Below are 18,112 nucleotides of genomic sequence, written 5' to 3'. Positions count from 1 at the left end.
TCACTTAATATCCTATTGTGAGTACTTATATTCTAGCTAATAATCAGCTTTTTTCCTCAGACTCAGCAATATAATATAAAGCTATCGCTTAAGCCTGAATGAACATCATACCTCTATGTTATATTTCAATAACATTCGAGGAAGTGCCTCATCAAGATTTGCCACCTCTTCGTCATTCAATTCAATAAGATCGACCCCCATTTTAATAAATTTCTCCTTTTTCTCGATCTTTGCTGACAACATACTTTTAGGCGTTTCTTTACCCCAATACTCAATATAAAGCTGATGTTGAGGTAGATAAAAATCGGCATCTAAATCTCCCTCGCACGGCAAACCTGTCCGATAGGCATGCAACAAGCCGGACAGATAGAGCCAATTATCAATCTTCCTCTCCGCTTCACAAGTAACATTATGGCCATCACAACAAAGATAATCGTTTTTTCCCTCAGAACCCTGTTGGAAGCTGGTCACTCGTGCAGTTAATATGCTGTTGTCTAAAACATCCTCTCGCCACATGATATAAGGAATACCTGTAGACCTATTTTCTCGCTGAAAACCGCCCGCAGCTTCACCTAAAGCGGTTAACAGCCAGCCCTTTCGACCCGCCTTAATCCAACCTAATTCTTGGAAAAGTAATACAATAGTGCGATCAGATAACAACAGTTGAGTAGCCAAATAATCAAAAGATAATAGATGAGAATCAACGCTCACTAAAGCTCGGTGCTTGACGGTATCACTAGGCCAAATAATATAACGACCAAACTTAGTGCTTTCACGATAGGTCCCCCCTTCAAACTCACCTTTAGATGTTAATAACCAGCTATCATCTACACGTTTGATCCAACCGAGTGATTCCAGCTCAGTAAACATCTGCTTAGTGGTTTTATCGAGCGCCTTAGCTAGGGCTGAGGTTGAAAGTGGATGTGATTTATCAGGCATCTAAAGTCATTCCTAACGATATTATTTAACTCAGAATAATCAAACTTATTAAGGAGTAAAAGCAATTCAATTTTTTCAGAAAGGTAGAGTGCAAAATAAAAACGACAAACCTATTTAAAACCCTTCCTTAATAAATACTTAACAGGATAAAGCATCTAACCCTAAAAGCTGATATAAATAGTAAATAGAGGAATTAATCCTATAACTTGAGCCACATTAAAAGGGTTCCTCGACTAAGATTAATAATGGACGTAATCTCTGGAGTACTCGCATGGACACAACAATACTCAACTTTTACAAAAAATCTGCTTCAGTGGTATTGTTGACCCTACTCCTCAACACGCCTTCAGTTATAGCGCAAGAGTGGATTTACAGTGTCGTTCAAGGAGACACACTGTCCGAATTCAGTGAAAAACATCTTTACAAAACATCTTTACAAAACATCTTATTGGAAACAACTTCAGAAGATTAATAATATCGCTGACCCTAAACGCATTCCTGAAAACACAAAATTACGTATCCCTATTCATTGGATAAAATCTCAGCCAGCATCAGCACAAGTCATCAAATTTGAAGGGGATGTAGTCACCCGAAACCAAGAGGGAACGGATTCACAACAAGTCAGTGTAGGCCAACAGCTTAATCTTGGCGATCATTTAGAAACCTATTCACAAAGCAGTGTATTAATTCGCTTTGCTGATGGTAGTGAAATACGAGTATTGCAAAATTCTAAAATCGATTTTAACCATATGACGAAATATGGTGAGACTGGAATGGTGGATTCAAGAATTCGCCTCATATCAGGTGATGTAGAGAGTCATGCTGAAACACAAAAAGGTAGTGCTTCCCGTTTCGAAATCCATACACCCGCTGCGATCTCTGCCGTCAGGGGAACTCGCTTTCGAACCTCTTATACGGCGGATGATACGAGCTCAAATATTGAGGTATTGGAAGGTGGCGTCGCTGTAAGAGGTGCTAAAACTACCCGTTTAGTTCGTGCTGGCTACGGGACTCATGTTGTTAAAAATAAAGCGCCATTAAAACCTAAAAAGCTCCTACCCGCTCCTAAACTATTAGCCTACCCACAGCCGATCGAAACCATTGGTTCTCAAATCCGCTGGGAAGCTATAGAGGGTGCGCAGCGTTATCGTTTCATCATTGCAGAGTCAAATGAGTTTAGTACAGTGTTATGGGATAGTGACAGTGAACGAAATGCTATCAGCCTTCCTGACCTAAGTGATGATATATACTTTCTACAACTGCGTGCTGTCGACAAACATGGAATTGAGGGTATAGAACGCGTACAAACATTCACACTCAATGCACACCCTCAACCGCCCTTCCCTATGGCACCAAATAATAAGGCTACAATACGTGGGGAAGCCCCTGTATTGGAATGGACCCAATCCAGCGAAGCGGTCAGCTACCGATTACAGATAGCGTCCGATCAACAGTTTTCTAACATATTACTTGATCGCCCTTCATTAACGAGCAACCAATTTACGGCATCCGAACTACTGCCCACCAACACCTATTACTGGCGTGTAGCCAGTCTTGCTGGCGATGGAGAATTAGGGCCTTATAGCACTCAACGTAGTTTAACCATAAAACCAATTCCTGCGACTCCCGAGCCCGCACTCGTCCAGAATGAACGTGAAATAAAACTCTCATGGGCCTTAGGCTTACCGGATGAATCCTACCAAATACAAATATCTAAAGATCCAGCATTTAAATCCATTATTACAGACTCAAAGCTAACAAAACCTGAGATTACACTGGAACGTCCTGAAGGATATAGATATGTTCGCGTTAGATCTCTAGCAGAAGATGGTTTTGCCGGTGCTTGGGGTGTTACTCAAGAGTTAACACCCCCACCAAATGATAACTGGATCTATGTTTTTGGTTCTTTTGTAGCCACTATATTGTTGCTGTGAACATATACAGACTATGAATAAACGCCGTATCCAGCTTTTTCTTATAGGCTTAATGTTGTTATTGCTGGTTGTTAGCTTCAACAGTTCTGTGCTTAAACGCATAGATCTGATTATTTACGACAGTTTTTTAAATTTCTCTAGCCATCCGCCTCCTGAAGAGATCGTTATTATTGCGATTGATGAAGAAAGCATTGCGCGTCTGGGACGCTGGCCATGGCCTCGAACAGTCCATGCAGATTTACTTAATCGGCTAACTCAAGCCCAAACAACAGCGGTGGGCTTTGATATTTTATTTTCCGAAAAAGAATCCCTTGAGAACGACCGCTTATTTGCTGAAGCTATAGAAAAAAATGGTCGCGTTTTTCTGGCAGTAGCACCCGAGAAATCTGTAAATTCACACATTAGCGAACTACTACCCATCCCTACCATTGCTGAGTATAGTGCCGGGTTTGCTCATGTTGATACTGAGCTAGATATTGATGGCATCTGCCGTCGGGTTTACCTCTACGCTGGCTTAGGTGACGCTCATTGGCCTATATTAGGCCTTGCCCTTCAACAAGCTATCCACGATTACCCTTTAATACCCGCTCCAAACAAAACACAATCCAGCGATACCGGCTGGGTCCGTAGCACTCCATTACTAATCCCTTTTTACGGCCCTCCAGGGCATTTCACTCATTATTCATATATTGATGTTTTGAGTGGCAAGATAGGCCTAGAACATTTAAAAGGTAAAATAATCTTCGTAGGTGCGACAGCGACCGGAATGGGAGATGCCGTAAGCACCCCTGTTTCTGGGCAGCATCAACGGATGCCAGGCGTAGAACTCAATGCAAATATAGCTGCAGCATTGCTCGAATCTCGTTTTATCACCGAGATAACACCTTGGCAACAATACTTATCCACTCTCATTTTAACGATATTATTAGTATTAGCTTCCATCGTATTACCCAAACGATACTTCCCAATAAGCTTACCTTTTACATTGCTAGCAGCATTAGTTTTATCCTTTACTCTCTTACGTGAAGCTCAACTTTGGCTTCCTCCAACAAATACTATGCTCGTACTGATTTTGGTTTTCTCGCTCTTTAGTTGGCGCCGCTATTTAGAAACCCAATACAAATTAACGCAGCTTAATAACGAGGTGTACCAACAGCTTCACTTTGATCCAGTAACGCATCTGCCCAACAAAACTATGTTCAAAGATCAACTGGAATGCACACTTGCAGACACACCGAAAACACAGAGCATTTCACTGTTGATCATCCAACTTAGCGGCATCAAAGAAGTCAATAATCGCTTAGGCCTCAATGCAGGAGATGAAATTCTGGCAATGGCCGCACAACAGATACAAAAAGCTGTCGGTTTTTCTCATTCAGTCGCCCGTCTAAGTGGAATCGAATTTGCGACAATCATTACCAACCAGTCCTCCCCTTCAGATACTGCAAGAATCGGCCATCGTCTAATCCAACTCCTACAATTACCTTGCGAATTACAGGGCGATCATTTCTTCTTTAAACCCTCCATTGGTGTTAGTACCTACCCACAAGATGGAGACAGCACAGATATATTAATCAGTAATGCCTATGCCGCCATGCATAAAGCAAAATCCAACAACAAACGTGGGCTATACTATTATTCGTTGCATTTAAAACAGGAAATTATCGACGAATCCTCCTTAACGCGAGACCTTCACTTAGCCCTCAATCAGAACCAACTGGAAGTCTATTATCAACCTCAGGTCATCAGCACTACCGGAGAAATAATCGGTCTAGAAGCTCTATTGCGCTGGAAGCACCCCGAAAGAGGCAACATATCCCCAGCATCCTTCATACCTATTGCAGAAAAAACGGGGCTAATTATGTCGATAGGCGACTGGGTACTGGAAACAGCCTGTAAACAAGCCGTCACTTGGAACAAAAGCCTGAAAAAAGAGATACGTATAGCCATCAATATTTCAGCTATTCAATTTTATGATAATTTTATAGTTGAGCGTGTAACACAAATATTGGATATCACTGCGCTCCCTGCACATCTATTGGAGCTCGAGTTAACAGAATCTGCTCTTATGAGTAACTTTGAGGTGACCATTCAAACTTTACACGAGCTAAAAGATATTGGGATTAATATTGCCGTAGACGATTTTGGTACCGGCTATTCCTCTTTAAGTTACCTAAAGCAATTCCCTTTAGATCGCATAAAAATCGACCAAAGTTTTGTACGTGATTTAGGGCAAAGCGTAGAAAGTGCTGAAATCACTCAAGCAATCATAACAATGGCTCACAGCCTTAATCTTCAAGTGATTGCAGAGGGTGTAGAGACTCCTCAACAACGTAACTTCCTGTTAACGCAAACCTGCGAAGAACTACAAGGCTTCCTCTTCAGCAAACCTTTACCTAAAGCACAGATCAGCGAACTATTAAAAAGCCCTAGAGGGCTAGGCTCTCCGATGGATAATACTTGACAGACAAAGATATATAAACTCTTCACTTCTCCCTTAGTTCAACGTATATATATGCTTAATTGAAGCTGGAGTTCTCTATGACTACTAAAATACTGATGATCTATACTGGTGGAACTATAGGTATGGAATCATCTGCTAACGGCTACACTCCAGTTCCTGGGTTTGAATCATTAATAAGAAGCCGCTTAGCCCATTCACACCACGCTTTGCTCCCAGAGTTCGATATGCTGGAGCTAAATCCGTTAATAGATAGTGCCAATTTGATCCCCAGCCATTGGACTGAAATAGCGGAAATCATTATCCAGAAACATGACGATTATAATGGTTTTATTGTGCTTCATGGTACCGACACTATGGCTTACAGCGCTTCAATGCTGTCCTTCATCTTACAAGGTTTATCAAAGCCCGTTATCTTTACCGGTTCTCAAATTCCTTTATCACAACTGCGAAACGATGCTCTCGACAATCTAATTACAACACTACTTCTAACCTCTGAGAACTCAATAAATGAAGTCTGCATTTACTTTAGCGGACGGCTTTTAAGAGGAAATAGATCGAGTAAAGTAAAAGCAACAGGATTAGATGCCTTTAACAGTCCCAACTTCCCTTGGCTCGGCCAAGTAGGGCTTAATATAGAACTACATTCCAACCTCTTTTTACCCCAAAAACAACCCAGTTTTTTAAACCCTGTATTTAAAAAAAATGCCGTTGCTATACTTCCCATCTACCCAGGAATTAATGGCAAGCACGTTGAATTACTCAGTTCAGACCCAGACTGTAAGGCCATTATTTTGCGGAGTTACGGCGTAGGTAATTTGCCTGATCAAAATCAGGAACTAATAGATGCACTGAAGGCTGCTGCAAAACGAGGCGTACTTTTTGTCAATAACAGCCAGTGCTTACAAGCTGAGATCTTTCAGGGGCAATACGCATGCAGCTCAATTTTAAATGAGATTGGTGTTATATCAGGGGCTGAAATGACATTAGAAGCCTGCTTCTGCAAACTTCACTTTCTATTAGCAACGCTGACATCTACGGCAATGATCGAAAATAACTTTGTTAAAAGCTTGGCCGGGGAAATCAGCCGCTAAAGCCTCAAATTAAGGAAGTTGCACTTTAGCTAACCACTCCCGCTCCTCAGGTTCTAAATAAACTTGTTCTAAAAGCTGAACAGCCCAAAAATTTTGCTCTGCAACACGCTTCAATATAGCTACAGCAAGAACTTTGACCACAGGCACTTCACTCCAGATTGAATGATTTAAGCAACGCCAATGGTTGTTATCTTGTAATTTTGGTTTTTCAATCTGCGTAAAACACACATCGCAGACCATAAGACAGTGATTCAAATCAGGCAGTTTTGAAACAGCTGCCACCTCATAGATATGCAACTTAACACCATGGTCGCCGCATAGTTCGCAATGTGCCCCACTACGCCGCACTAAATCCTTGCCAAAAATTGACAGCCCACAATTCCGCTCGTGATAACGATCATGACCTTTAGACATAGTTACGTCCCCATGTTTATTCTAAGGGATAGCACATTCTCATTAGAATGGAAGAAATATAAGGGGAACTAAGACTAAGTGATATAGCCTAGAGGGCAACATGAGCGACTAAAATTAACGAGGGGATAGCCTCTATAAGAGATACTATCCCCTCCTGCCGGATGGATACTCCGACTAATCAGCCTTTGCAGGCAAAAAACAAGCAATGTAAACGACCAGAATTTTTTAAGCGGGCAGGTTCTAGAGTGCTTCTAATGTGGTTATGACCACTCTGCAGTCTTTGACGTTCACTCTGAAAATACCAACTTAAAAACGCTACTAATTGCTGCAGCCTAAGGCATTAACGAAAACCGCAACAATCAATCTCCCAGTCGATGTATTTTTATTTATCCTCCTTATTTCATTTCAAAAAATGTTTCAAAGGAAGAACTATCTCTAGTCATGATAAAACACATAAAAAACCAAAGACAATCCAATATTTAAAAAAATACAACCGTGACTTCAACACGAAGTTACACTTTTATTATAGAAGACAACTTCCATTCTGCTGGCGATTGTCATAATTCGCACCGTATAATGCTTGAAATTTTTTCACGCTGAGGATTGGACAATGCTACAAATAGGGACTCCTCTATCACCGTCAGCTACACGTGTATTGATGTGCGGCGGTGGGGAACTGGGCAAAGAAGTCGTTATCGAATTACAACGCTTAGGCGCGGAGGTCATTGTTGTCGATCGCTACAAAAATGCCCCAGGTATGCAGGTTGCTCACAGAAGCCATATCGTCTCAATGCTGGATGGTGATGCGCTTCGTGAAATAATCGAGCTAGAAAAACCACACCTGATTGTTCCTGAAATAGAAGCTATAGCGACCGAAACCTTAGTTGATCTTGAGAGTGAAGGCTTCAACGTTATTCCAACAGCTCGTGCAACTCAACTCACGATGAACCGCGAAGGAATTAGGCGTTTAGCCGCTGAAGAACTTAATATTCCCACCTCTAACTACCGTTTTGCCGAAACACATGAAGAGTATATGGCCGCTGTGGAAACAGTGGGTATCCCCTGTGTTGTAAAGCCAATTATGAGCTCATCAGGTAAAGGTCAAAGCACCATCCAATCCACTAACCAAATTGAACAAGCTTGGCAATATGCTCAAGATGGCGGTCGCGCAGGAAAAGGAAAAGTCATCGTAGAAGGGTTTGTAGACTTTGACTATGAAATAACACTGCTTACCGTTCGTCACGATAGCAATACTAGTTTTTGTGAACCTATAGGACACATACAAGTTGGCGGTGATTACAGACAATCCTGGCAACCACAAGCCATGAGCCCTGTGGCACTAGAAAAATCTCGTGAGATAGCAAGTAAAGTAACATCAGCACTAGGTGGGCAAGGCCTCTTTGGCGTTGAACTCTTTATTAAAGGAGATGATGTTTATTTTAGCGAAGTATCACCTCGCCCCCATGATACCGGCATGGTGACGATGATCTCCCAAGATTTATCAGAATTCGCACTGCATGCTAGAGCTATTTTAGGCCTACCTATTCCAAATATTCATTTCCATGGGCCCTCTGCATCGAGCGTCATTTTAGTAGAAGGTGAATCAGATAAAGTACAATTTGGTAATCTACAACAAGCCCTTGCGGAGCCGAATACGCAAATCAGATTATTCGGCAAACCGGAAGTTTCTGGGCAACGACGTATGGGTGTTGTATTAGCTCGAGATAAAACAGTACAAACGGCTAAAGAGAAAGCTATTCGTGGCTCAACCTCAATCAATGTAGAACTATAAATTAGAATCAAAGCACTATTTCCAACCGAAATAGTGCTTTACTCTAAATATTAGGGAACCTTTAGTGATTACCAGCAACTAAGGATAGAATAAACACATTCATCGGAGTCACCTATGGCTGAACCTAAATGCCCAGAATGCTCAATCTCAGGGGTTGAACACATCGTATCAAAAGACAGCGAAGAAAGAGCACGTGATAGCCAAGCTTGGTTCCAAATCGCTTATTGCAATGGCTGTGGACATATCTATGGCGTTTTCGCCAAACACACGATTCCAGCAGGTAAAAAAGGGCCGCAACTCGTTTTACATCGTTAGAAAATAAATAGATGTAACACGCCTCTTATTGTCATACCGAACAAGCCACCATAAACAGCATAGCGAATCACTTGGCTGATTCGCTTACCCGCAGCGGCAAAGATCGCAATGCCAGCAACATCCAGGGGATTAGTGGCAAAACCGGCCATACGGTTAAGCTCGTTTACACTAATAAGCCCCTCGTTCATCAGATCTATAGTGATACCCATAAAAGCGGTTCCACCTGCAATAAATTTAGTCACTATAGGTAGCACTGCTGCTTCAGGTAAACCAATTAGAGCCAGTAACGGGGCGAGTAATGAGCTTAATAAACTAATAACCCCTGTCGCTTCAAATACATTCACTAAAAAGATCGCCAGTATTAGCATAGGCAGCATACCGAACACGATCTTCATCCCCTCTTGACCACCATCACCTAAGATCTGAATAACCGTTTTTTTCTCCTCTTCTGGCGAGGTCGATTTGACGACAGTTTCAGTAGTATCAGGATCAACAAGGTTACGAGTTAGCACGTAGTAAGTGAAAGAAGCTGCCGCTAAGCCACCAATTATAGATGTAATCAGAATTACACCTATATTAAGCCCCATTGCACTTAACGGGAACGTCGCATTGGCTTGTGACATAGCTAAGACCATCGCTAAGGTAGCCGCGATATAACGGCGTGAGGTGCCATTCCTATCCATCAAAGCTAAAGTAGCAATAGGGCCGGCAAAACCAACAAAAAGCAGCTTTATCATGGCAAAAATACCGAGGCCGGGAATACCAAAAATACGCGCCACCGGTGCCAATAAATTGGAGATCCAACTTAGCACGCCTTTAGCATCGAGTAATTTCATAAACGCAGACATTACAACCATAATGGGTAAAAGAATATATAAACCCATGTCCAAACCGGTTCGCCCGGAATCTAGGATAACTGCAATGATCTGTTCCACGATAAATAGCCTTGGCTAGAAATAAGGGGCAATTTTACCAGAGGCTAGAAGTGAAACCAGCTATTTATAAGTCTATACAGATATTAGTGATGACTGCTCGTATCACAAATCATAAGGCTCAATTTTAAAAGCTTCCATGGTATAACCGGAAGCCGCAAGTTCATTCACAACCGTTTCTGTATTTATACGACCACTAATCCATACCGCATCATATAAATTTTCCACATGAGTTCCAGGCTCAAATCGAACATAGATAATCTGGTTGGAGGGCGGAGGAGGCACATGGATACATGCACCAAAATAAGGAACTAAAAAAAACTCTGTAACACGCGTACCATCCGATTCGACCGGTACGACATAGCCAGGAATTTTAATCATCTGACCATCAAAATCAGGCACAGTCGGAGCAGATTGCATAGCTACCATCATCTCATCCAGCAGCTGTTGTGCTTTAGGATCAAAATCATCAATAGCCGCCAACTGCTCAGAACTATTAAATATCGCATCCATAGAGAAATCAGCAGGCACCAACTGTTCCCACTCTACTGGCTTCACTGACTCACCGTTGATCACCTCTCCTGCACTAATAAAACTTGAGCTAGCGATCAACCACACGGCGATAATATGTTTAAACATTCAATATCTCTTGTTATAACTTAATCGACATACCATCAGCTAACGAGTGCCGGTAAGCACGATAACCGGGTACTAATCCAGCTAAAGCTCCAGCCGCGACCACCATACCTACTAGCTGCCATTGCCATAAACTTAAACCTTGTACCGCTAATCGTACCCCAAACTGATCCTGAATTAACGGACTGGCATAAAACATTACTAAATAAAGTACACCAATACCCAATAAAACACTCAATAATGTAACCAATAATGATTCTAATATAAGTAGTGTCAATATATGTATAGGACGCGCACCTACAGAGCGCAAGATAGCCATTTCTCGGCGGCGTTCATTTAAACTACTTAACAGCAAGGCTAGCAACCCAAGCACTCCTGAAACAACCACTAAACCAGAAATAGCGAACAGTGTTTTTTCAACGAAGGAAAACATACCCCACAGCTCCTGCAAAGCAAGTCCTGGTAAAATAGCCATTAACGGCTCATTCCTATACTGATTTATCTTCCGCTGTAGATGAAATGTAGAAAGGCGAGAGTTAAGCCCAAGCATAAACGCCGTAATTTGTTTAGGCTTAAGGTTCATTTTAAGCACTTGCTCTGCCGTTACTTTAGAGCCGGGTAATTGCACCCCAGACTGCCAATCAACATGGATAGCCTCAATCGCCTCCAAAGAAACAATAAGCGTATTATCAACAGGCGTACCTGTAGGTTTTAAAATGCCTACAACATTAAACGGCTTATCATCATGCTTCATCAAACTGGCACTCCCCATACCATGGGCGATCACAACGGGAGAGCCTAAGTTATAGCCTAGTTTTTTAGCAACCTCAGCACCAATTACCACATCGAAAAGCCCTTCAAAGCCTCTACCTTGAGAAAAGGCGAGTGGCTGTTTGGCACCATATCGGTAATGTTCAAAATACGCTGAGGAGGTACCTAAAACCCTAAACCCACGATGAGAATCACCTAGTGATAGAGGAATACTCCATTTAACATTGGCATCTTGGCTAATATTTTCATAGCTTTTCCACGTTATATTATTGGTAGCATTCCCAATATGAAAAACAGAGTACAGTAATAAATTTATCTGCCCACTTCGCGCACCTACGATCAGGTCAGTAGAAGATATAGTCGATGAAAACCCCTCTTTAGCTTGCTGCCTTATAATGTCTACACCTAGCAGCAACACAACACTCATACTAATAGATAGCAACATCATTAATAGAGTGGCCTTCCTATTTAAAAAGCTTTTCCACGTTAAATGAAACAAAGTCATAAGCTATATCCTCCATTAGATGAAGGGGTTAGCCTCAATTTCTGCGAAAAGTGATGTTCTAAAGCGCTATCGTGACTCACAAAAATTAACGTGGAGCCGGATAATTCACATTGAGATAATAACAACGCTAAAAACTGGTCTCGCGCATCTACATCAAGTGCCGATGTAGGTTCATCTGCAATAATAATCTCCGGCGAACCTAAAATCGCTCTTGCCGCACTCACCCTTTGTTGCTGCCCTACAGAAAGGGCCGCTGCATTTTGTTGATAGAGATGTTTATCCATCAAACCTAAACGCTTAAGTAACGCCTCAGCCCCCTGCTCTACAGAACCAAACTCATCGATAGCACGTGCTCTTCGCGTAGACGAAAAACGGCAAGGTAGACAAACATTTTCTAATAAACTCAAAAACGGTAGTAGGTTAAACTGCTGAAAAATAAAACCTATATGGTCAGCTCTAAACTTATCTAACTGGGACATTTTCATGAGGGCATAGTCATGGCCTAAAACTTTGATATCACCATCTTCAGGGGCAAGCACACCACCCAAGATATTAAGCAATGTGCTTTTTCCGCTACCCGAGGGGCCTTTTATGAAAACCTTTTCACCGTGATAAAGTTGAAACTTAGGAATGGTTAAGCAGGGTGTGCCATCACCCCACGTAAATAAAAGATCATCGATAGTTACGGCTAATTTTTTCATTTTAAAAACCAAACTCGAGTAATGCCATTAGAATTTAAAGCCTTTAGAGGAAGGAGTTAACTCAAGCTGCTGAGCTCCCTTATCTGTAATTAGATTCACATGGAGCTTCTCTACTCCTTTAAACGAATCAAACAAACTCAATGTCATATCTGTCAATGCTTCAGGGTTACTACACTTAAAATGATAAATCGCTGTAATATCAGCATGCCCTTCGTGATCATGCTCTTCATGATCCGCATGTTCTTCGTGATGGTCATGACCTTCATGTTCCTCGTGATCCGCATGTTCCTCGTGATCCGCATGTTCCTCGTGATCATGATCCCCATGCTCTTCATCCCAAACGACCTCAACATGCTCCGTCAGACAGTTAGCAGAAGCAGAAAGTTTCAAAATGTTATTAGCATTTTTTAATAGCTTTAAGGCTTTCTCTTGAGTCGCTTTATCTTCAGCCGACTTTGCTTCGTATTCAAACCCTACGATATTCGCCATTGGCGAGCGAAGCACAGCTTCTACATCACCTTGATCTGTTGCGATATTTAACACTGCTTCCCCATGCACATGCGCTTCAAGTGCTGTAGCAATAGGGCTTAACATGCATGAAATTAAAGCACTACCTATAGAAATGTAATGGACACGCTGGAACATGATGCTCTCCAATAAAATGATATAATATAACATTACTATACAGTTTTACGCCGGCTTATGACAACAAGCTCAAGCTATCTTGAGGATCAAAGAATAATCGATCGCTGCCAAAAAATAGCTTTAAAGAGGGATAATCCAGCTTCTTATGGTTTATCAGCGCTGCATTTATCCAATAGAATCTCACCCAACCGTTTAATTGCATTCTTTCGCGACGCATTCCAGTGGTGAGCAAAGCTAATACGTAAACAATTTCGATACTGATCTTGTGCTGTAAATAAGTTACCTGGAGTGATCACTATACCTTCCCTACGGGCATCCAAATAACAGTTATCTACTTTATAGTGCTCTTCAAGCTCAACCCATAACGCAAGCCCTCCCTGAGGCTGGCTCACTCTTATCTCGCCAAGTTCACGCCAATATAAAAACAGTAGATCAATCAACTGATCTCGCTGCTCTTTAAGTAAGTACTTATATTTACGCAGATGCTTTTCGTAAGAACCATCATCCAAAAAATCAACTAATCCCTGCTGCGTAAAACGGCTTAAGGCAAGCATATTGACCATTTTTAAAAACATTAAAGAGGATTTCTCTCTACTCGAAACAACCCAACCTAGCCTCAACTCTCTTGAAAGTGATTTAGAGTAAGAGCCACATAAAATGACATTATCATTCCGATCCAGCTGTTTTAATGGGGGAAGACGCGCACCAAATGATAGATCCCCATAAATATCATCTTCAACAATAGTAAAGCCAAACTGTTCCGCTAATTGAATCAACCGCTTACGTTCAGCATCAGGCATCACTGAGCCTAAAGGCGTTGCAAATGCAGGAGTTACTACACAAGCAGCTATTTTCCATTTAGATAAAGCCTCAGTTAAAGCATCTATAGAGATACCCTCCGTTGACGTAACGGGGATTTCAAGTACTTGTAAACCGAGGCTTTCTAATAACTGCAGCACCCCATAAAACCCAGGGGATTCAACTGCGACTATATCCCCTGTCTGACAACAGGATTGTAATGCTAAAGATAATGCATGCTGGCAACCCGCTGTAATCAAGACATCTTGCTCATCAAACCTACAACCTAGACGCTGATATCGGCTAGCAATTTGCTGACGTAAATAGAGTGACCCGGCTGGCTCATCATAATATTGATGTTCAGAACCACCCTGCTGCCGTAAGGCTCTTGATAAACAACGATTTAGCTCAGTAATACCTACAGGATGTTGCGATCGTTGATCAATTTGAGGCGCTATATCAAAAGCAGCATTGTGCGTCATGATATCTCTCATCACGTCGCTCATATCAATCAGATGGGGCTCAGACCTGATTTTCATTAAAGAGGGGCTTTGTGAAGGTATTTTTGCCTTAGTATTCAGCTGAACTGAAACAAAATAGCCTGACTTTGTTCTTACCTCTACAAGACCTGCCGCTTCTAAACGCTGATAAGCATGAATCACGGTGGCTTTAGAAAGCCCCCTCTCCTCACATTGAGTCCGGATAGAAGGCAGTTTAGTGCCTGCTGGGAGCTGACCTAAATATATGTATTCAGCGAGCTCTTGTTCCAGTTCTTGATATAGGTATTTCATTTAGCCCCTCTCATCTGTACCTATTATAAATTATTTTTCTATGCCTGTTCCTATCTTTTTATCTCTGTACATTATGCAGCTATCAGTAATTAGAAAAGTGCGTCCTGATGAAACCATCTAGTAGTAATCAAATTCCCCTAACCTCCCTTTGTGAATCCGCTTCACTGCCTGGGAATGGAAAGTTTCATGTAAAGCTTGTAGAAGGCTTCTATCAAAACTTACGACGCTTAACGAGCTGGCCCTTACTGGCCCTATTTTTCACCCTGACCTGGGTACGTATAAACGGGCAGCCACTCATTATGTTCGACTTTGATGCCCACCGTATTTTTCTGTTTGGCACTGAACTATCTTGGTATGATCTGCCTGCCCTTGCAGGCTTCATGATTTGCGGGGCCAGTTTGCTATTCTTTATGGCGGTCGGTTGGGGGCGTGTTTGGTGCGGATTTGCTTGCCCACAATCAATATGGACTTGGTTATTTATTCGTATCGAAGATTTAATTGAGGGGCGTGCTGCAAAACGCTCTCGATCAGATCAGCAATCACTCAATAGCCAAAGGCTCTTTAGGCGAGTTATCAAACATAGTCTTTGGTTAATATTGTCCTGTATTACGGCTATTACCTTCTGTGGCTATTTCACACCTATAGATCAATTAATCCAAGATCTGCTTCATTTTGATCTCTCCCTTTTCGGCTTATCATGGATCATTATTATGTCCCTCTTAACCTACGCTAATGCTGGCTTAGTAAGAGAGAAGGTTTGTTTGCATATGTGCCCCTATTCACGTTTTCAAGGGGTTATGTTTGATGAAAAAACTTACACTGTGGCCTACAACCCTGCTCGTGGGGAGCCTAGACAGCACTTAAGAGGCCAAGAAGAAAACGCTGGGGACTGTGTAGATTGTGGGATTTGCGTCCAAGTATGCCCTACAGGAATTGATATACGAAATGGTCTCCAAGCCGCTTGTATCGATTGCGCTGCTTGTATAGATGCCTGTGATTCTGTGATGCTTAAACTAGGCAAAAAGACTGGCCTGATTGACTTTTATTCAGAACAGGCACTCTCAACATCAAACCTTATTGAGTCTCAGAAAGATCAAACCCACTCTTTACTAAGACCACGACTACTAGGTTACTTAAGCATCTGTATTGCTACAGCTTGGGGAGTTACCTATACACTACAAAACAAGACTGAATTGATCATAGAAATTGCTCGGGATAGGGCTTCACTTTATCAAATAACTGAAGAGCTAATCTGTAATCACTACTATCTTGAACTCGAAGCTTTCTCTTCTCAAATAAAGCAGATTTCCGTTGATGTGACCGCCCCGACCTCTTCCATTCAATTACAACTATTAGGTCCTAAACAGCTGAACATTATCGGTCAAAGCGCGACAACACCTTATACTGTTTGTGCTCCAAATCATATGCTACCAGCAAAAACGGAGATCACCTTTATGCTAACATCGGGCTCTTTCAGCGCTTCGAAAAAGAGTACGTTTTTAGCGCCTATATAATTAGGCGCTACGACCAGAAACAGTGTTTTAAAAACATTTATTCCAGAGCCTTGTAGATTATGTTTAGCAAATATAAACCAACCAGAGAAGTTCCAACAATTAATCTATAAGGCTCAACTTTTCAGCCCTAGATAACTTTTTGATCGCCGCCTCACGCTGACAGGCTGATGATTGATTAGGTTGCTCTTCATGCCATACAACCTGAACAGGGCGGCGTACTCGCGTGTATTTAGCCCCTCCCTCCAAATCACCATTATGCTGACGTAAACGGCGCTGAATATCAGTTGTTACTCCCGTGTATAATGTGCCATCAACGCATTTTACTATATAGACATACCAACTACTCAGGTCTGTATTCTTAACCATTTTTATCTAATCATCGAATTGAAGTTTCGTAGGATTTTACATGAAAATTGATGCTCTCGATCATCTCGTTCTCACCGTAGCTGACATTGAAACAACAGCTAATTTTTATGCTAAAGCTTTAGGAATGGAAATAATCACCTTTGGAAAGACAAGAACTGCTCTTAAATTTGGACAACAAAAAATAAATCTACACCAATTTGGTAAAGAGTTTGAACCAAAAGCGGCACAACCAACTTTAGGTAGTGCTGATCTCTGCTTTATAACAACAATCCCCTTAAACGATGTAATTACCCACTTAAATACATTAGAGATCAATATAGAAGACGGTCCAGTGAATAGAACCGGTGCCAAGGGAACCATTCTCTCAATTTATATAAGAGATCCGGATCAAAACCTCATTGAAATTTCTAATGATATAAACATTTAAAAGAAGAATGTAAGGACATACTTTCCTTAAAAAGACCGCATTTTCTAGGGATTAAAAAGTCAAGCTAAAAAATTAAGTCCACACCTATACATAATAGCCAAACGGTGTGGATAAAAACCTACGTCATCTTTAATATTTAGAAAATAAAAACCATAACTTATTGATTAAAATAAACTTTACAAAAAGCTTAGATAAACACCAAAAAGCTCAATGCCTTATAAAACAAGACTTTCAGCAATCTACCCAAAACTTATCCAACAACTTATACACAGATAAACTGAATAACTTTAACACTTACTTAGCTGCAATATTACATTCCTATGAAATCAAGAGGTTATAACAACTAAATAGTGAGTTAGCTAAACAGAAAGAAGTACAGAGCTAAAGATGAAAATCTATTGGTAATAAATACCGACTTAGAAATCGGTTTTATCTTTATACTCACAAAGGTCTTCAATAAGGCAGGCACCACATTTTGGTTTTCTAGCCACACAAATATAACGGCCATGAAGAATTAACCAATGGTGAGCATCAATCAAGAATTCCTTAGGAATAAAACGCATAAGCTTTTGTTCAACTTCATTAACATTTTTTCCCAGTGCAATTTTAGTACGGTTAGATACCCGAAAGATATGCGTATCAACAGCCATAACAGGCTGCCCAAAAGCAGTATTTAAAACAACATTGGCAGTTTTACGTCCCACACCTGGCAAAGCTTCTAAGGCTTCACGCGTATCAGGTACAACTGAATTATGTAGCTCCACCAACATTTTGCAGGTTTTAATTACGTTGTCAGCTTTAGTATTAAATAAGCCAATTGTTTTTATATATTCCTTTAAGCCATCAACACCTAAGGCATAGATTGCTTCGGGAGTATTAGCAACGGGATACAACTTTCGAGTCGCTTTATTGACCCCAACATCGGTGGACTGGGCAGACAAAATAACAGCAATCAGCAACTCAAAAGGGGAGCTATATTCTAGTTCAGTGGTAGGATGAGGGTTCTCGTCTCGCCAACGAGAAAATATTTCGTATCGCTTTTTTTGGTTCATTATTTGTAATTAGGCATTAAAAAAC

17 protein-coding genes are annotated in these 18,112 nt (G+C 41.3%); 7 read left to right on the top strand and 10 right to left on the bottom strand.

The annotated features are described in order from the left end of the window. Positions 1 to 105: 105 nt before the first annotated feature. Positions 106 to 939 carry a hypothetical protein gene (locus ACOQOE_RS04915; protein ID WP_420555037.1) on the bottom strand — a complete coding sequence of 278 codons (834 nt, stop codon included), beginning with the start codon at positions 937 to 939 and terminating at the stop codon, positions 106 to 108. A gap of 374 nt (positions 940 to 1,313) precedes the next feature. Here ACOQOE_RS04915 and ACOQOE_RS04910 point away from each other — a divergent pair, with 374 nt between their 5' ends. The 3 genes from ACOQOE_RS04910 (at position 1,314) to ACOQOE_RS04900 (ending at position 6,428) form a co-directional block, all read left to right on the top strand. Then, positions 1,314 to 2,873, top strand: coding sequence for a FecR domain-containing protein (locus ACOQOE_RS04910; protein ID WP_420555036.1), 1,560 nt, complete (start codon positions 1,314 to 1,316; stop codon positions 2,871 to 2,873). Between the two features lie 13 nt (positions 2,874 to 2,886). Beyond that, positions 2,887 to 5,337: an EAL domain-containing protein gene (locus tag ACOQOE_RS04905; protein WP_420555035.1), complete on the top strand. Its 2,451-nt coding sequence runs from the start codon at positions 2,887 to 2,889 to the stop codon at positions 5,335 to 5,337. Between the two features lie 77 nt (positions 5,338 to 5,414). Next, positions 5,415 to 6,428: an asparaginase domain-containing protein gene (locus ACOQOE_RS04900; protein WP_420555034.1), complete on the top strand. Its 1,014-nt coding sequence runs from the start codon at positions 5,415 to 5,417 to the stop codon at positions 6,426 to 6,428. A 9-nt stretch (positions 6,429 to 6,437) separates the two neighbouring features. On the opposite strand, the gene ACOQOE_RS04895 is transcribed toward ACOQOE_RS04900, so the two are convergent. Next, positions 6,438 to 6,842: a phnA protein gene (locus tag ACOQOE_RS04895; RefSeq protein WP_420555033.1), complete on the bottom strand. Its 405-nt coding sequence runs from the start codon at positions 6,840 to 6,842 to the stop codon at positions 6,438 to 6,440. A gap of 610 nt (positions 6,843 to 7,452) precedes the next feature. Here ACOQOE_RS04895 and purT point away from each other — a divergent pair. Further along, positions 7,453 to 8,634, top strand: coding sequence for a formate-dependent phosphoribosylglycinamide formyltransferase (gene purT, locus ACOQOE_RS04890; protein WP_420555032.1), 1,182 nt, complete (start codon positions 7,453 to 7,455; stop codon positions 8,632 to 8,634). A 114-nt stretch (positions 8,635 to 8,748) separates the two neighbouring features. Then, entirely contained in the window at positions 8,749 to 8,949 is a 201-nt protein-coding gene (locus tag ACOQOE_RS04885) for a transcriptional regulator (protein WP_067862236.1), read from the top strand. Here the strand turns inward: ACOQOE_RS04885 and ACOQOE_RS04880 are convergent. The 6 genes from ACOQOE_RS04880 to ACOQOE_RS04855 all read right to left on the bottom strand — a co-directional run bounded on the left by ACOQOE_RS04880 (position 8,946) and on the right by ACOQOE_RS04855 (position 14,728). Continuing rightward, on the bottom strand, positions 8,946 to 9,884 hold the full coding sequence (locus ACOQOE_RS04880; RefSeq protein ID WP_420555031.1) for a nucleoside recognition domain-containing protein: 939 nt from the start codon (positions 9,882 to 9,884) through the stop codon (positions 8,946 to 8,948). The genes ACOQOE_RS04885 and ACOQOE_RS04880 overlap by 4 nt on opposite strands. Before the next feature lie 102 nt (positions 9,885 to 9,986). Continuing rightward, on the bottom strand, positions 9,987 to 10,520 hold the full coding sequence (locus ACOQOE_RS04875; protein WP_420555030.1) for a DUF3299 domain-containing protein: 534 nt from the start codon (positions 10,518 to 10,520) through the stop codon (positions 9,987 to 9,989). A gap of 13 nt (positions 10,521 to 10,533) precedes the next feature. Then, on the bottom strand, positions 10,534 to 11,793 hold the full coding sequence (locus ACOQOE_RS04870) for an ABC transporter permease (protein WP_420555029.1): 1,260 nt from the start codon (positions 11,791 to 11,793) through the stop codon (positions 10,534 to 10,536). Beyond that, complete coding sequence (locus ACOQOE_RS04865) at positions 11,790 to 12,494, bottom strand: ABC transporter ATP-binding protein (RefSeq protein ID WP_420555028.1); 705 nt, start codon at positions 12,492 to 12,494, stop codon at positions 11,790 to 11,792. Before ACOQOE_RS04865 ends, ACOQOE_RS04870 begins: the two co-directional genes overlap by 4 nt. Before the next feature lie 27 nt (positions 12,495 to 12,521). Then, the gene (locus tag ACOQOE_RS04860; RefSeq protein WP_420555027.1) at positions 12,522 to 13,139 is read right to left on the bottom strand and encodes a ZrgA family zinc uptake protein; all 618 of its coding nucleotides are present in this window, start codon (positions 13,137 to 13,139) and stop codon (positions 12,522 to 12,524) included. 143 nt (positions 13,140 to 13,282) lie between these two features. After that, entirely contained in the window at positions 13,283 to 14,728 is a 1,446-nt protein-coding gene (locus ACOQOE_RS04855; RefSeq protein WP_420555026.1) for a PLP-dependent aminotransferase family protein, read from the bottom strand. A gap of 107 nt (positions 14,729 to 14,835) precedes the next feature. Here ACOQOE_RS04855 and ccoG point away from each other — a divergent pair, with 107 nt between their 5' ends. After that, complete coding sequence (gene ccoG / locus ACOQOE_RS04850; protein ID WP_420555025.1) at positions 14,836 to 16,242, top strand: cytochrome c oxidase accessory protein CcoG; 1,407 nt, start codon at positions 14,836 to 14,838, stop codon at positions 16,240 to 16,242. 99 nt (positions 16,243 to 16,341) lie between these two features. Here the strand turns inward: ccoG and ACOQOE_RS04845 are convergent, their stop codons facing one another. Then, entirely contained in the window at positions 16,342 to 16,608 is a 267-nt protein-coding gene (locus ACOQOE_RS04845; RefSeq protein ID WP_420555024.1) for a GIY-YIG nuclease family protein, read from the bottom strand. Positions 16,609 to 16,648: 40 nt separating this feature from the next. Between ACOQOE_RS04845 and ACOQOE_RS04840 the strand changes: the two genes are divergently transcribed. Next, positions 16,649 to 17,035: a VOC family protein gene (locus ACOQOE_RS04840; RefSeq protein WP_420555023.1), complete on the top strand. Its 387-nt coding sequence runs from the start codon at positions 16,649 to 16,651 to the stop codon at positions 17,033 to 17,035. Positions 17,036 to 17,451: 416 nt separating this feature from the next. On the opposite strand, the gene nth is transcribed toward ACOQOE_RS04840, so the two are convergent. Further along, positions 17,452 to 18,087, bottom strand: coding sequence for an endonuclease III (gene nth / locus ACOQOE_RS04835; protein ID WP_420555022.1), 636 nt, complete (start codon positions 18,085 to 18,087; stop codon positions 17,452 to 17,454). Between the last annotated feature and the right edge of the window lie 25 nt (positions 18,088 to 18,112).

Origin of the sequence: Neptuniibacter marinus (assembly GCF_965223595.1) — a bacterium.
GTDB lineage: Bacteria > Pseudomonadota > Gammaproteobacteria > Pseudomonadales > Balneatricaceae > Neptuniibacter > Neptuniibacter marinus.
The sequence above is the reverse complement of the archived record's forward strand: the minus strand, read 5'-3'. Positions and strand labels throughout refer to the sequence as shown.

What these genes read in the sequence shown, in the direction of transcription:
- ACOQOE_RS04905 (WP_420555035.1), top strand. Translation starts at nt 2,887, where the DNA reads ATGAATAAACGCCGTATCCAGCTTTTTCTTATAGGCTTAATGTTGTTA.
- ACOQOE_RS04895 (WP_420555033.1), bottom strand. Translation starts at nt 6,842, where the DNA reads ATGTCTAAAGGTCATGATCGTTATCACGAGCGGAATTGTGGGCTGTCA.
- ACOQOE_RS04840 (WP_420555023.1), top strand. Translation starts at nt 16,649, where the DNA reads ATGAAAATTGATGCTCTCGATCATCTCGTTCTCACCGTAGCTGACATT.
- ACOQOE_RS04900 (WP_420555034.1), top strand. Translation starts at nt 5,415, where the DNA reads ATGACTACTAAAATACTGATGATCTATACTGGTGGAACTATAGGTATG.
- ACOQOE_RS04860 (WP_420555027.1), bottom strand. Translation starts at nt 13,139, where the DNA reads ATGTTCCAGCGTGTCCATTACATTTCTATAGGTAGTGCTTTAATTTCA.
- ACOQOE_RS04875 (WP_420555030.1), bottom strand. Translation starts at nt 10,520, where the DNA reads ATGTTTAAACATATTATCGCCGTGTGGTTGATCGCTAGCTCAAGTTTT.
- ACOQOE_RS04845 (WP_420555024.1), bottom strand. Translation starts at nt 16,608, where the DNA reads ATGGTTAAGAATACAGACCTGAGTAGTTGGTATGTCTATATAGTAAAA.
- ccoG (WP_420555025.1), top strand. Translation starts at nt 14,836, where the DNA reads ATGAAACCATCTAGTAGTAATCAAATTCCCCTAACCTCCCTTTGTGAA.
- ACOQOE_RS04885 (WP_067862236.1), top strand. Translation starts at nt 8,749, where the DNA reads ATGGCTGAACCTAAATGCCCAGAATGCTCAATCTCAGGGGTTGAACAC.
- ACOQOE_RS04915 (WP_420555037.1), bottom strand. Translation starts at nt 939, where the DNA reads ATGCCTGATAAATCACATCCACTTTCAACCTCAGCCCTAGCTAAGGCG.
- ACOQOE_RS04865 (WP_420555028.1), bottom strand. Translation starts at nt 12,494, where the DNA reads ATGAAAAAATTAGCCGTAACTATCGATGATCTTTTATTTACGTGGGGT.
- ACOQOE_RS04855 (WP_420555026.1), bottom strand. Translation starts at nt 14,728, where the DNA reads ATGAAATACCTATATCAAGAACTGGAACAAGAGCTCGCTGAATACATA.
- ACOQOE_RS04870 (WP_420555029.1), bottom strand. Translation starts at nt 11,793, where the DNA reads ATGACTTTGTTTCATTTAACGTGGAAAAGCTTTTTAAATAGGAAGGCC.
- purT (WP_420555032.1), top strand. Translation starts at nt 7,453, where the DNA reads ATGCTACAAATAGGGACTCCTCTATCACCGTCAGCTACACGTGTATTG.
- nth (WP_420555022.1), bottom strand. Translation starts at nt 18,087, where the DNA reads ATGAACCAAAAAAAGCGATACGAAATATTTTCTCGTTGGCGAGACGAG.